Origin of the sequence: Magnetospirillum sp. LM-5 (genome assembly GCF_902729445.1) — a bacterium.
Classification (GTDB): domain Bacteria; phylum Pseudomonadota; class Alphaproteobacteria; order Rhodospirillales; family Magnetospirillaceae; genus Magnetospirillum.
The window spans coordinates 56,123-69,853 of record NZ_CACVCE010000012.1 but is presented as its reverse complement, the minus strand read 5'-3'; the positions used below and the strand labels follow the sequence as shown (position 1 = coordinate 69,853).

The 13,731-nt window shown below is 65.8% G+C and carries 13 protein-coding genes; 5 read left to right on the top strand and 8 right to left on the bottom strand.

All coding sequences use genetic code 11. The features are described 5' to 3' along the window. Positions 1-77: 77 nt before the first annotated feature. On the top strand, positions 78-2,690 hold the full coding sequence (locus tag MTBLM5_RS06390) for a bacteriohemerythrin (RefSeq protein ID WP_173974931.1): 2,613 nt from the start codon (positions 78-80) through the stop codon (positions 2,688-2,690). An 84-nt stretch (positions 2,691-2,774) separates the two neighbouring features. Then, the gene (locus tag MTBLM5_RS06385; protein ID WP_173974930.1) at positions 2,775-3,329 is read left to right on the top strand and encodes a hypothetical protein; all 555 of its coding nucleotides are present in this window, start codon (positions 2,775-2,777) and stop codon (positions 3,327-3,329) included. A gap of 192 nt (positions 3,330-3,521) precedes the next feature. Here MTBLM5_RS06385 and MTBLM5_RS06380 read toward each other — a convergent pair whose 3' ends face one another. Next, positions 3,522-3,758, bottom strand: coding sequence for a hypothetical protein (locus tag MTBLM5_RS06380; RefSeq protein WP_173974929.1), 237 nt, complete (start codon positions 3,756-3,758; stop codon positions 3,522-3,524). A gap of 224 nt (positions 3,759-3,982) precedes the next feature. On the opposite strand from MTBLM5_RS06380, the gene MTBLM5_RS06375 reads away from it, so the two are divergent. After that, the gene (locus tag MTBLM5_RS06375; RefSeq protein ID WP_254430935.1) at positions 3,983-5,680 is read left to right on the top strand and encodes a sensor histidine kinase; all 1,698 of its coding nucleotides are present in this window, start codon (positions 3,983-3,985) and stop codon (positions 5,678-5,680) included. Here the strand turns inward: MTBLM5_RS06375 and MTBLM5_RS06370 are convergent. Continuing rightward, complete coding sequence (locus tag MTBLM5_RS06370) at positions 5,649-7,430, bottom strand: ATP-binding protein (protein ID WP_173974928.1); 1,782 nt, start codon at positions 7,428-7,430, stop codon at positions 5,649-5,651. The genes MTBLM5_RS06375 and MTBLM5_RS06370 overlap by 32 nt on opposite strands. Positions 7,431-7,581: 151 nt before the next feature. On the opposite strand from MTBLM5_RS06370, the gene MTBLM5_RS06365 reads away from it, so the two are divergent. Then, the gene (locus MTBLM5_RS06365; protein WP_173974927.1) at positions 7,582-9,267 is read left to right on the top strand and encodes an ATP-binding protein; all 1,686 of its coding nucleotides are present in this window, start codon (positions 7,582-7,584) and stop codon (positions 9,265-9,267) included. Between the two features lie 36 nt (positions 9,268-9,303). Here MTBLM5_RS06365 and MTBLM5_RS06360 read toward each other — a convergent pair whose 3' ends face one another. The 6 genes from MTBLM5_RS06360 to MTBLM5_RS06335 are packed head-to-tail and all read right to left on the bottom strand — an operon-like array spanning position 9,304 to position 12,918. After that, the gene (locus MTBLM5_RS06360) at positions 9,304-10,032 is read right to left on the bottom strand and encodes a hypothetical protein (RefSeq protein WP_173974926.1); all 729 of its coding nucleotides are present in this window, start codon (positions 10,030-10,032) and stop codon (positions 9,304-9,306) included. Positions 10,033-10,053: 21 nt separating this feature from the next. Next, the gene (locus MTBLM5_RS06355) at positions 10,054-10,326 is read right to left on the bottom strand and encodes a hypothetical protein (RefSeq protein WP_173974925.1); all 273 of its coding nucleotides are present in this window, start codon (positions 10,324-10,326) and stop codon (positions 10,054-10,056) included. Beyond that, positions 10,319-11,845 (bottom strand): portal protein, encoded by a 1,527-nt coding sequence (locus MTBLM5_RS06350; protein ID WP_173974924.1) that lies wholly within the window; start codon positions 11,843-11,845, stop codon positions 10,319-10,321. The genes MTBLM5_RS06355 and MTBLM5_RS06350 overlap by 8 nt, the downstream gene beginning before the upstream one ends. A 1-nt stretch (position 11,846) precedes the next feature. Beyond that, a complete protein-coding gene (locus tag MTBLM5_RS06345) occupies positions 11,847-12,050 on the bottom strand; it encodes a hypothetical protein (protein WP_173974923.1) in 204 nt (67 codons plus the stop codon). Then, positions 12,035-12,565 carry a hypothetical protein gene (locus MTBLM5_RS06340; protein ID WP_173974922.1) on the bottom strand — a complete coding sequence of 177 codons (531 nt, stop codon included), beginning with the start codon at positions 12,563-12,565 and terminating at the stop codon, positions 12,035-12,037. The genes MTBLM5_RS06345 and MTBLM5_RS06340 overlap by 16 nt, the downstream gene beginning before the upstream one ends. After that, positions 12,562-12,918, bottom strand: a complete 357-nt coding sequence (locus MTBLM5_RS06335) for a hypothetical protein (protein ID WP_254430934.1) — start codon at positions 12,916-12,918, stop codon at positions 12,562-12,564. The genes MTBLM5_RS06340 and MTBLM5_RS06335 overlap by 4 nt, the downstream gene beginning before the upstream one ends. A gap of 131 nt (positions 12,919-13,049) precedes the next feature. Here MTBLM5_RS06335 and MTBLM5_RS06330 point away from each other — a divergent pair, with 131 nt between their 5' ends. Continuing rightward, the gene (locus MTBLM5_RS06330) at positions 13,050-13,685 is read left to right on the top strand and encodes a helix-turn-helix transcriptional regulator (RefSeq protein WP_173974920.1); all 636 of its coding nucleotides are present in this window, start codon (positions 13,050-13,052) and stop codon (positions 13,683-13,685) included. Positions 13,686-13,731: the final 46 nt, after the last annotated feature.

Below are 13,731 nucleotides of genomic sequence, written 5' to 3'. Positions count from 1 at the left end.
TCGCCTTGCACGTCCCGGTTTCCCCGCCACGTTTCATGCGCTAGACTCGTGGCCGGGGAATAAAGGGAGCCGCCGGCATGGCCAGCATCGTCACCATCGAGATCGAACCGGGAATCATCTGGCTGGCGGTCCCCGATGCCGACCTGCGCATCCTGTGCGGATGCCCGGCCGACTCGGTCAAGCACCTGATGCGGCGCGGCCTGATCCGGCCGATCAATGTCGGCGGCGTGATGTGCGAGACCGGCCCCAACGCCATCTTGCTGTCGGACGTCATGGTCCAGAACGGCGAGGTGTGCAACCTGGCCGAATTCCCCGTCCTGCAGATGTTCTATCGCCAGGGCCTGCTGCTGCCCGGCCACCCCAACAATTCCGGGGCCAAGCCGATCCTGATCGGCCGGCGCGAGCAGGTCGAAGCGCAGATGCAATACATCTATCGCGGCAATTACGGCCTGATTTCCGAGCTGGAACTGATGGATGCCGGCGTGCCCGCCGACCAGGCCCGCGAGATGATGCGCCTGAAGCTGAAGTTCGCCTTCGGCCGCATCCAGCATCCGCGCGAATTGCTGAACGGCCTGATCCTCGACGACCGCCCGATGGAGATCAAGAACGGCGTCACCATCCGCCGCGTCAGCCTGAACGTCTTCGAGGTGAGCTATGGCGACGACACCGCCATCGTCGATCTGAACCTGGCGCCGCACCGCAGTCACGATTGTCCCTATCCGCTGGGCAGCTTCCAGTTCCGCCGCGACTATTTCGCCGTGGTCCATCTGGGTGAAGGCGACGGCTGGGACATCCGCCGCCCCAGCATGGGGTCGGTCGTGGTGTTCCAGGGCCGGGTCTACCTGGTCGATGCCGGGCCGAACCTGGATCACAGCCTGACCGCCCTGGGCATCGGCATCAACGAGATCGAGGGTATCTTCCACACCCACGGCCATGACGACCATTTCGCCGGCCTGACCTCGCTGATGCAGGCCGACCACCGCATCAAGTATTTCGCCGTGCCGATGGTGCGCCATTCGGTGGCCAAGAAGCTGTCGGCACTGCTGTCCATCGAGGAAAGCGAGTTCCACGAATATTTCGATGTCCACGATCTGGCGCTGGGGCAGTGGAACGACATCGACGGCATGGACGTCAAGCCGCTGTTCTCGCCGCATCCGGTCGAGAACACCATCTTCCAGTTCCGCGCCATGGGGGCCGGGGGCCTGAGGACCTATGCCCATTACGCCGACCTGGTCAGCCTGGCGGTGCTGAAGGGCTTCGTCACCGACGACGAGTCCAAGCCCGGCCTGTCGCAGGCGGCCTTCGACCAAGTGGCCGCCAATTACCATGAACCGGCCGACATCAAGAAGGTCGATATCGGCGGGGGCTTGATCCACGGCGTCGCCACCGACTTCATCGCCGACAAATCGGGCAAGATCTTGCTGGCCCACACCGCCCAGGCCCTGACGCCGGAACAAAAGCGCATCGGCTCGGGGGCCAGTTTCGGCACCGTCGACGTGCTGATCTCGGCGCACCGCGACTTCCTGGGCCGGACCGCCTTCAAGCTGCTGACCGCCTATTTCCCGCAGGTCAATCCCGACCACATCGAGGCCATCCTGAACGGCCCGATGCGCATGTTCAATCCCGAGACCATCATCTACAAGAACGGCCAGCCGCAGGATTGCATCTATCTGCTGCTGACCGGCCAGGTCGAAATGCTGGACGAGGACGGCGAGGCCCGCGCCGCCCTGTCGGCGGGCGCCCTTCTGGGCGAGCTGACCGGCCTGCACGGCCTGCCGGCCGCCGAAACCTGCCGCGCCGTCAGCTTCGTCCAGGTCCTCGAGATCCCTTGCGACGTCTACACCACCTTCGTCCTGCGCCACCAATTGTTCAGCGGCATTTCCACCCTGATGGAGGGCCGCGAGTTCCTGTCGCGCACCTGGCTGCTGGGCGGCGTGGTCTCGACCGGCACCTTGAACGCCCTGACCAAATCGATGCGGCGCCGCGTCTACGAGCCCGGCAGCTTCATCGACCACAACGAGCGCGCTGTCGGCCTGATCCGCTCGGGCCGGGTCAGCCGCGTGCTGGGCGGCGAGGTGATCGAGACCCTGGGCGAGGGCGAGTTCTTCGGCGAGGAGGCCGCCGTGTTCGACGCCCCCGGCATCGCCCGCCTGCGCACCGAGGAACCGACCGAGATCCATTCGATCCCCGCCAACCTGTTGGGCGCCATCCCCAACGTCCGCTGGAAGTTGTTCGAGACCTTCGAACGGCGCAACCGCCAGGAATCGTCGGTGTCGCAGGCCGGCCGCACGGTGCTGGCCTGGAACGACGAATACAGCATCAACATCCAGCAAATCGACGCGCAGCACCGCCGGCTGTTCGCCACCGCCAACCACCTGTTGGACGCGGTCGAAAGCGAACGCAGCCGGGAAGAGGTCGCCGCCGCACTGGACTTCCTGATCACCTACACCAAATATCACTTCGCCGAGGAAGAAGCCTTGATGCAGCGCTACGGCTATGGCGACACGCCAGAGCACAAGCAACGCCACGTCAAGCTGACGAAACAGGTCTTGGAACTGGAGGAGCGGATCGCGCGCGAGCCGGTCCAGGCCGTCGAAGTCCTGGAGTTCCTGCACGATTGGATCGTGACTCACATCCTGATCGAGGATCGGAAATATGCGGCGGCGTTGAACGCTGCCGGCGTCTATTGAGGTTCATTCATTGAATTGTGTGGTGTTTCCGAAATCCGCATGATGACGTGAGCTTTGGAATCACCACACCAGGCGGGGGTGGACGTGAGCGGTATCGACGTTTATGTGCTGAACGCCAACACGGCGTTCTCGATCGAAGTGTTCAAGATCATCGGCCCGCATGTGCCGCGCGGGAAGTGGCCGATCAACGCGCTTCACGTCCCCTTCACGCCGTCGGCCGACGGGCTTTACCTGATCGGCAAGTTCAAGGACCTGCCAGCCCCCTATGCCGGCTATGCCGCCCAGTTGGTGGCCCAGGCCGGCACCAAGCTGGTGCTGAAATCCCCGGCCGCCTGGCGGGCGGCCCGGATGGTCAAGGCCAAGCGCTGGCGCGACGCCTGCATGTTCGCCGCCGTGCCGGCACTGTTTGCCATCCCGCTGTTCGGCGCGTTGTCCAGGGCGGCGTTGCTGCCGGCCGCCGCTTTGTTCGTCGCCAATCTGGTGGCGCTGATCCTGACCCAGCTGGCCCTGACCAAGGCCCGCACCGACCTGGTCAACACCCGCTTCGTCGCCGACATCCCGGTCCCCGGCCTGCGCCTGGGCGGCGTGATCAAACAGGAAGAGCCGCCCCCCACGCTGAACATGAACGACGAGGTATAATACCAACGGTCGAAGCCTTCGACCGTTGGACGGCCGCAAGTGCGGCCGCGCGCCTTATGGCGCGGAAGCCAAGGCGGACGGAGGTCCGCCGCCCGGCGCGTGAGGGCGCCGTAATGACGGACCGAAGGTCAGGCATTGCGGCCGCTGGTATAATCCGCGTCTTTCGCCGCCCCAACCCGCCATGCAAGCGCATCACGGCCGCTCGCCCAGCCGGGCCTTGGCCGCTTCCCATTCCTTGTACATGACCTTGGCGCCGCGGCTGTTGTGATTGCGTAGATGCTCGCGGGTGCGGCGGTCGTAATAGCCGTTGACCCCGACCATGCGGGCGGCGCGGTCCCAGGCGATGCGCAGGCATTCAAGCTTGAGCCGGCAGGGTTCGCCGCAATGGTCACGTCCTTCGGTCGGCGCGCCGCAGATTTTACAGGTCATCGATCTCGTCTCCGCATCGGGTCGGACACAATAGCCGGTCGGCGATCGATGTTCACCATCCGGGCCGCCAAGCCGACAATTCCCGCCCCCGCTGGTTAAATCCCGTTCACTTGCGCGGCCGATTCGCATAGCATTCCAAATTGTTCATATTCGGGGAGGTTGGCCTGACCGAAGTCAATGCGGAGCGGCTACGCCGTTCCATCGCGCTCTATTCGGCCGTTGTGATGACCGCCATCTGCCTGGTGGTCGCCGGTGCCAGCGTCGGACCTCTGGCACTGACGCTTCGGGCTGGCAGCTACGCCTCGCTCAGCCACGTCGTCGAGTTGAAGGTCATGGCCGCCGAGGAGTTCCTGTCGCGCGGGCGCATGCTGGCGCAGCAGGTCACCAGCCGCACCGTCATCCGCGACAAACTGGCCGACTTCCACGAGGGCCGCATGACCCGCGAGGCCCTGGCGGACTTCACCCGGGACAAGCTGCAAGATTCGCTGGGTCTGTCGACCGAGTTGCAAGGGATCGCCCGGCTGGACGCCCAGAACCAGTTGGTGGTGGCGGTCGGCAAGGCCTTTGTCTGGCCGCGTGGCGCGGTTCCCGCCGCCGATAGCCGCGGGCCGACCTTGTCGCCGCCGGAAATGATCGACGGTGTGCCGCATCTGGTGGTGGGCGCCCCCTTGTTCAGTCGGAGCGGCGAGCGCATCGGGTCGGACCTGTTGCTGATCAACGCCCAGCGCCTGCTGAACATCCTGCGCGACGGCCAAAGCCTGGGCGATACCGGGGACATCGCCATCGTCGGCAAGCAACAGCCGCCCCGCCTGCTGATCCCCTTCGGACAAAGCCCGATCCAGCCGGGCATGAGCCTGCCCGAGGACGATCCGGTCTCGCGCGCCGCCACCGCCGCCGTCACCGGCGCCCCGCCCACGATCGATTCGACCGGCGACCCGATCCTGGTGTCGGCAGCACTTCCCAGCGCCGAGTGGGTGATGGTGATGCGCACCAGCGCCGCCCAGGCCACCGCCTCGGTCGATCGGCTGGTGCTGGTGGTGACGCTGTCGGCCCTGCTGCTGGCGTTGTTCGGGGTGGTCGGCCTGATGCTGGTGCTGCGGCCGCTGACCGGCAGCATGATCGTGCACACCAACGACATGCGCCAGCAGATCGAGGTGCTGGAGCGAACCAAGGCCGAATTGCAGGAACGGACCCACCAGCTGGCGCAATCCAACACCGACCTGGAACAGTTCGCCTACGTCGCCTCGCACGATCTGCAGACACCGCTGCGCAACATCGTCGGCTACACCCAGTTGCTGGAGCGGCGCTATAAGGGGCAGATGGACAAGGACGCCGACGATTTCATCACCTTCATCGTCGATAATTCCAAGCAGATGTCGCGGCTGATCAACGATTTGCTGGAATATTCGCGCGTCACCAGCCAGGCCAAGCCGCTTCTGCCGGTGTCGGCCCGTGCTGCGGTGGACATGGCGCTCATGCATCTTCGCACCGACATCGAAAAGACCGCCGCGACCATCAATGTCGGCGAATTGCCTCGGGTGATCGCCGACCAGACCCGGCTGGTCAGCCTGTTCCAGAACCTGATCGGCAACGCCATCAAGTATCGCAGCCCCGACCGCCCGGTGAAGATCGAGGTGACCGCCGCGCCCATCAGCCCAACCCAATGGCGCTTCTCGGTCGCCGACAACGGCATCGGCATTCCGGCCCAGTACCACGACAAGATCTTCGAGATCTTCCAGCGTCTCGACCCGACCGCCAAGGCCGAAGGCACCGGCATCGGCCTGACCTTGTGCCGGCGCATCGTCACCCGCTTCGGCGGCAGCATCTGGGTCGAGTCCCAACCCGACGAGGGCTCGACCTTTCATTTCACCCTGCGCGATGCGGGATCGATCAGCGGGGATTGCCCACCTTCGGCAGGGTGAACCAGAAGGTGCTGCCCTGGCCGGGAATCGAGTCCACGCCGATCGTGCCGCCGAACCGGGTCACCAGGCGCTGACACAGGGCCAGGCCGATGCCGGTGCCATCGACGTCGCCGGACGGCGCCAGACGCTGGAACAGTTCGAAGATCTTGCCGAAATACTGGCTGTCGATCCCGATCCCGTTATCGGCGACCGTGAAGATCCAGTGCGAGGCCGAATGGTCGCCTGCAGAAATACGCACCTCCGGGGGCCGATCGGAAGCGCGATACTTGATGGCGTTGCCGATCAGGTTCTGAAACAGGCTGACCAGTTGCTGCTCGTCGGCCAGGACCTCGGGCAACGGCGCCAGCTCGACCTGGCCGCCGGCCTCGTCGATGGCCAGTTGCAGGTTGTCCAGCGCCAGGGCCGCCGCCTGATGGGCCGACACCGGCACCAGCGGGCGGCCCTGGCTGGTGATGCGCGAGTAGGACAGCAGGTCGTTGATCAGCCGCGACATATGCTTGGCGCCATCGACGATGAAGGTGATGAAGTCGTCGGCGTCCTGGTCCAGCCGGCCCTTGTAGCGCCGCTCCAGCAACTGGCTGTAGCTGGCGATATTGCGCAACGGCGTCTGCAGATCGTGCGAGGCGACATAGGCGAAGCGTTCCAATTCGGCGTTGGATTGGCGCAAGGCTTCCTCCCGTTCGCTCATGCGCCGACGCTGATCCTCGCGGACCTCGATCATCGCGTTGAACTCACGGGCGACCTCGACCAACTCGCGCGGGCCGTCAAGGGTGGCCCTGAGCGCCACGTCGCCGTGCTTGATGCCGACGGCGACCTGGGCCAGCTTGCGCATCGGCGAACTGATCCGATGCCCGATCCTGGCCGCCAGCACCAGCACCAGCACCAGCACCACGATGCCGATTCCGGCATTGATCAGGCCGCTTCGGATGGCGCCTTGGTAAAGGGTGTGCTTGGGCACGCCGACGAAAACGTGCCAATCGGCCTCGGTCAAACTCTCGACGAAGTAGACCCGCTCGATTCCATCGACGCCGGTCTCGGTGAATTTACGCTCGCCTTCTATCATGCGCTGCGAGGCCGGCATATGGGCCAGATTCTTGCCCACCCAATTCTCGGGATCGATGTTTCGCCAGATCAAGGTGCTCTGGTCGTCCAGGATGCCGACGGTGACGTATTCCCCCAGATCGGCCTGGGAAACGCTGGGGCGATAGGCGGCCAGGTCGATGGGAAAGCCGAGATAGCCACTGATATCGCCCCCCTCGCCCCGTACCGGCGAGATCAGCACCGACACCCAGCGGCCGGTGATCGGTTCCAGGAACGGCCGGCCGACGACGAAATCCTGGCTGGCCAGGGCCCGCTGGAACCATTCGGCCTTGGCGACGTTGACCGGCTTGCCGCCCGGCTGTGCCACCGCCGAGCAGACCGCGAGCCCGGTCGGATCGATCACCGTGGCGTTGGCGAAGACCGGGAAGACGGCGTGAAAATCGTTCAGGAAATCGTCGCAATGCCCCAGGGCGGCATTGCGGATCATCGGACGCAGCGCGATCCGCGCCAGCGCCTCGCGGTTGGTGCGGATGATCCGATCGGTGTCGGACGCGGTGATCTTGGCCAGGTTGCGCGCGTTCGATTCCGCCAGCGCGACGCCGGTGGCCGCGCTGGAATAGATCGCGTAGGCCAGCAACGCGAATAGCGGGATGGTGGCCGCCGCCAACAATACGAGCAATTCAGCTCTGATGCTGCGAGTCTCGACCACCACTTCCTCCCCACGCCAGAGGAATATAGACCCTTCGCCTAGGCCTGCCTAGCAGAACCCCGAAAAAGGTCCAGACCGCGTCGGCACCCTGTTCTCCCCGACCCCGGCTTCGGGTATTGTGGTATCGAAGGTGCAGGGAACCATTGGGGGGATGCCGTTGAACGCCTTGCGATTCGTGGCCGCAAAATGGCCGATCGTCGCCCTCTTGGTGTTCGTCAACCTGTCGGTCCTGGCGTTGATCTGGGTGTCTCTCGACAATAGCCGTCGCCAATACCAGGATCGGGCCGAAATCACCTCTCGCAACACCAACCGCCTGGTCGCGCAAAGCATCGCCGGCGACATCGACCGCATCGACCTGGCCCTGCTGACCACCATCGACGAAATCGGACGTCTGCGGCAGACCTCGCCGATGCTGGTCCCCGGCACCCTGACCCCGTTTCTGACCCGCCTGCAGGGACGCCTGCCCATGGCCGACAGCGTCCGCCTGGCCGGCCCCGACGGCGCGGTCATCGACGGCTCGGGCGGTGTGCCGGCCGGAATCACCGTCGCGGATCGCGAGTATTTCGCGAAGTTGCGCGACAAGGCCGCCACCGGGCTGGTGATTTCCCAGCCGATTCTGGGGCGGGTGAGCAACAAATGGGTGCTGATCTTCGCGCGACGGGTCGATCTTGCCGATGGCGGCTTCGGCGGAATCGTCTTCGCGTCGGTCACCATCGACTGGTTCGAGCAGAAGTTCAACGGCCTCGAGGTCGGCGTCGGCGGGACGGTGGTGATGCGCGGCGACGCCAGCCGCGACTTCGATCTGCTGGCGCGCGTCCCCCATGCCGGCTATGTCGGCCAGACCAAGGTGTCCGAGACCTTCCGCGCCCGCATCACCGCCAAGCCCGAGGGCGACACCTACCAGGCGGCGGCCGGAGCCGACGGCATTCACCGGACCTTCTCGTACCGCCCGATCGCCAACTACCCGCTGATCACCCTGGTCGGCCTGGCGACCGAGGATTACGTCGGCGAGTGGCGCAAGGAAGCGACCAAGCTGGCCGGCCTGGCCGGCGCCTTCCTGCTGGTCACAGTCCTAAGCGGCATCGGCCTTCTTCGGACCTGGCGCACGCTTGAGCGGCGGACCGAGGAACTGGCCAGGTCCAACGCCGACCTGGAACAGTTCGCCTATGTCGCCAGCCACGATTTGCAATCGCCGCTGCGCAACATCAGCGGCTATGCCCAATTGCTGGCCCGGCGCTACAAGGGCCGGCTGGACGAGGATGCCGACGAGTTCATCGACTATATCGTCAGCGGCGCCCAGCACATGTCGGCGATGATCCCCGATCTGTTGAACTACGCCCGCGCCTCGACCGCGCCGCAGGTCCTGTCCGAGGTCAAACTGGACGAGATCTTGCAATCGGTACAGACCAACCTTGGCTCGACCATCGCCGCCGCCGGGGCCGAAATCACCGTCGGCCCGCTGCCGAGCGTCCGGGCCGAACCGCGCCAGGTCGAAAGCCTGTTCCAGAACCTGATCGAGAACGCCCTGACCTACCGCACCCCCGACCGGTCGGTGCGGATTTCCGTCACCGCCGAGCCGGGGCCGACCGGCATGTGGCGTTTCGCGGTGGCCGACAACGGCATCGGCATCGAGTCGCAATATTTCGACAAGATCTTCGGGGTGTTCCAGCGACTGGAGCCGAACCGCTTTCCCGGCGGCACCGGCATCGGGCTGGCCTTGTGCCGGCGCATCGTCACCCGCTTCGGCGGGACCATCTGGGTGGAATCCAAGCCCGACATCGGCACCACCTTCTTCTTCACCTTGCAAGACGCCAAGGTGGAAGACCAAAAGGACTGAGCCCCCCGGACGCGGTCGGTCCGGGGGGCGGCAGCCCTATTCGCCGTACAGACGGCGAAAGCCCGCCGAGACCTTCTCGATGAAGGCCGGGTCCTTCTTCTTCCAATAGCGCGGGTCCTGCAGCATGCGCTTCAGCTCGTCCTCGTCGGGCTGGTCGTCGCGGCCGGCCGGCAGCGCCCCCAGGCCCGGCTCGCCCGAGGCCATCATGTGGCGCATGGCAATGATGCCGTCGGCCGAGCAGGACAGGGTCTGGAAGACCTCGGGCGGCAGGTTGGCCTGGCCCCAGGCCGCCAGCTGGCGGGCGGTCTCGGTCCATTTGGCGTCGCCGCCGAAATGCTCGCGCAGGCGGCTCAGATGGCTGCTGGCCTGGTGCTCGCCGGCCATGTGCTCGAAGGTCGGAATCACCCGCTCGTGCGCCAAATCATAGACCAACTGCGCCTGGGCCGGGGTGAAGCCGGCCTGGTGCAGGCGACGATTGACCTCGGGGTCGCTTTCCAGCATCGGGTGCCGGCACTCGATGCAATAATCCTCGGGCTTTTCGGGCACACCGGCGGCGCGGTGGAACGCCCGGATCTCATCCTCGCCGGCCTGCTCGCCGGGCACGCGGACCATGCCGCCCAGACGGCGTTCAAGTTCCTGATAGGCCTTCAACAGGGCCTCGACCCGCACCGCGCCGGTTTCGGGGTCACGGAACTTGTCGGGCACCGATTGCGGCAGGACGGGCGCCTCGGCCGGGCCGGGTTCGAGGGAATCTTCGTAATACATGACATGTCTCCTTTCGAGGGTTCACAGGCCGGGTTCGTGACGGCCACGTTCGATCAGGTTCAGGATGTGCGCCACCAACTGGCGCTGCCCTTCCAGGCAGCGCAATTGCGCTTCGCTGGCATCGGCGCCCAGGCAACGGTCCAGGGTCAGAGCCTTCAGATGATCCAGCGCCACCGCCCCGTCCGGGCCGGCGAAGGCCCGGGTGAAGGCACGGGCGACGGCGTGGCGGTCCGCCTCGTCGGGCGGCGGCGGCGGCAGGGCGAACCAGCCCCAGCCGGGTTCGGGCTTAGGCATGGCTCACCTCGTTGGCGGGAACCGCCATCTCGGGGGCAAGATCGGCGCGGGTGATCAACTCGGCCGGCACGTTGAAGGCCCGGCCCAGCCAACGGGCGGCGGCGGCGGCATCGACCGCCTGCATGCCGGCCGGCCCCAGCTGGGCCAGCGAGCCCAGCCAGGTCAGCATGTTGCGGGCATCGCGTTGGGCCTGGCTTTGCGCCAAGGGCGAGCGGTACTGCAAATCGACGGTGTGGCCGTCGATCAGCAGGGGCGGAATCTCGCCGCGCCGACGCAGGATGTGGACGGCGCGCATGATCAACGGCGTCAGCAGCTCGCTTTGCAGGCGGCCGAAGGTGGCGCCCAGCAGCCTGGCCATCTCGGCGGAACGCTCCATGACCTCGGTGGCGGTCATGCCGGGCGCGTTGGGCTGGCCCAGCTTATCGACCAGCAGGGCATGGCGGATGCGTCCGCGCATGTCGTCCAGCACCAATTGCGAGATGTCGAAGCGGCCGGGCGCTTCCAACGGCTGCAACCCCGCCGAGCCCACCGCCTTGGGGATGATGGTGCCCGGCACCAGCTTGATGTTGGCCGGGTTCAGCACGCCGTCATCGTCGGCCTGCCAAATGCCGGTCACCGCGATGGTGGCGTTCTTCAGCACCAGTTCCACCACCTTGTTGGCGGTCTTGATGTCGGGCAGCGCCTTCATCACCGGCGAACGGCCATAGATTTCGCCGGGCGCCTTCAGCCAGCGGAAATTGATGAAGGGGCTGCTGCCGAAGCGGCCCTGGGCCAGCAAAGGCTCGTCGGCGCCGTCTTGTTCCAGCACGGCGGCATAATCGTAGGTGCCGGCCGGATTGGGAATCACCGCCTCGATCACCGCGAACCTGGCCTCGGGGTCGTCCGTGGCCTGGCGGGCCAGGTTGTCCGGAACCGAGTAGGCGGGAAAGCGAGCCCCGATCTGGGCCAGGGTCAGTTCGGACCGACGCCAGGTGGCATCCAGTCGGCCGGTGGGGCCTTCCTCCAGCACCGCCTGGGCCAGCGGCACGGCGGTAAAGCGAAAGGCCGACGGCTCACCCGGCGGCGCCTCCTCGAACAGCAAACAGGCGGTGCCGCCGGTGACGACGTCCAGATAGCATTGATGCATCTCGACGGCAAAGTTCGAGCGGTCGAAGTGACCCTGCAGCGCGGTCCCGACACGGTCCAGCACCTGGGCCGCCTGTTCGGCCTCGGCGGCGTCGAGGGCGGCGCCGGCGGTCAGGCCGAACCATTGCGCCCACGGCGGCGTCAGTTCCGACAGCAAGCTGGCGGCCAACTGATCCACGGCATCCGGGGCGGTGCCGTCGAACAGCCGGTCGCCACGCTTCTCGCCGGGATTGGTCGCCTGCATGGCGCCATCGCGCAGCGGCAGGGCGTAGTCGTAGCATTCCTGCCAATGAGCCTCCCAGGTCGAGCGGCGTTCCTTGGCCTTGCGGAAACGGGCGAGCAACGCGCGGGCGTCGTCGTCCGGGCCGACCAACGGTACGATGGGTGCGGTCATGTCATTCCCCCAACAGACTTTTGCCCTGCCCGGCGACCGGGGTCAGGATTCCGCGTTCGTCGCCGGCAACCATACCGGCGCGGCCGCGCCGATTGCGGGCGATGGACTCTTGCCGGGCCTTGCGCGCCTCGACCTCGGGATCAATCACCGCCGGCATCGGCGGCGGAGCCGGCGGCTCGGGCGAGCCACCTAGAAAACCACCCATGGGAACCTCCTATGCTGAATGATCTTGTTTTGTTCCTTTTGCCGTCGCAAAAATTCCGCATCGGCACTTCTGGTAACAGGCGAAACCCGGTCTTTTCGGGCACCACGCTTTTGGATATATGCCAAAGGCGGGTTAAAAGCAAGGGTATTTTTCCTATTACGGGACATATACTTATATAGCTGCCATGGCGTGAGGATGTGCCCGGCGTTAATTCCCAGAACGCGCTTGACCTCTTCAACGCATGAGTATGGTCGCCACGGCATCGCTCGTTCATTGGGCTCATGAACTTCTGCGAAAACAGCCTGATAGTTGTGGCGCGCATACCATCGACGTAGCTCGTCGGCGCTTGCCGCCGGGACGATCGCCACCCGGGTCCGATCGGACAAGGGATCGACCACCACCCAGCCCCCCGCACCCTCGACGGCGACAAAGCAATGGCGAAATCCCGGCCGCAGCAATTTCAGCCACCACAAGCCCGTGCCATCGCCGAAGAACACCAAGGCCCGCGCGGTCACGCCACGATCCCCCGCTGGCGCAGGTCGACGTCCAGGTAATCCAGCGCCTCGGCCCACAGCACGGCCTGGCCCGCGCCGTCGCCGGCCCGGGGATCGGGCGGGCACTGGCTGGCGGCAAAGCGGCCCAGCACGCGAAGATGCCGGCCGCCAATCCGCCGCAGACGATAAAGCCGCTGCACCGCACGGTAGATATCGTCGGGATCGCAGGGCCTGGAAACGTCACCCTGACCAGCCTGCAACCGCGCCCCCACGGCCCGGGCCAACTGGCACGCGCCGAACCACATCCAGGCCTCCTCGGCGCTGCCGAAAGGTTGTCCATCCGCCCGCCCAAGCGGGCGCGGCACGTAGCGCATTCGCGTCATCTTTCCCTCAATCGCTGAGAACATTAGATAAACTCTTATGGCGCGCGCAGCGGATTAGAGTCAAGAAGTTTTAGGTTCTTTTTCCTGCTGCAGGATCGCACGATTTGCGAGACCATCTTCCCATGTTGAAGCACGCCGATATCTGGGCGGCCATTGATGCCCTGGCCCGCGACAATGGGTTGACCGCGTCAGCCCTGGCCCGTCGGGCTGGGCTTGACCCGACCACGTTCAACAAAAGCAAACGCATCACCCGCGAGGGCAAGCCCCGCTGGCCATCGACCGAAAGCGTCTCCAAGGTCCTTGAGGCCACGGGCGCCACCCTGGGCGACCTGGTCACCTATATCGAGGGCGGCAACCGGCAGCCGCGCCCGACTGCCACGGTGCCGCTGATCGGCTTCGCCCAGGCCGGCGACCGCGGCTTCTTCGACGATGCCGGCTATCCGGTCGGCGGCGGCTGGGACGAGATCCCGTTCCCCGAGATCGGCGACGCCCACGCCTATGCCCTGGAAGTATCGGGTGACAGCATGGAACCGCTGTACCGGGCCGGCGACACCATCATCGTCTCGCCCGGCGCCTCGGTCCGGCGCGGCGACCGCGTCGTCGTGCGCACCACTGGGGGCGAGGTGATGGCCAAGGAATTGCTGCGCCAGACCGCCAAGCGCATCGAGCTGGCCTCGATCAATCCGGCCCATCCCGGCCGCAGCCTCGCCACCGAGGACGTGGCGTGGATGGCCCGCATCCTGTGGGCCAGCCAATAATCTGACCGCCCCGCCGACCTTCGCCCCGCACCTTCGGCTTGACTTT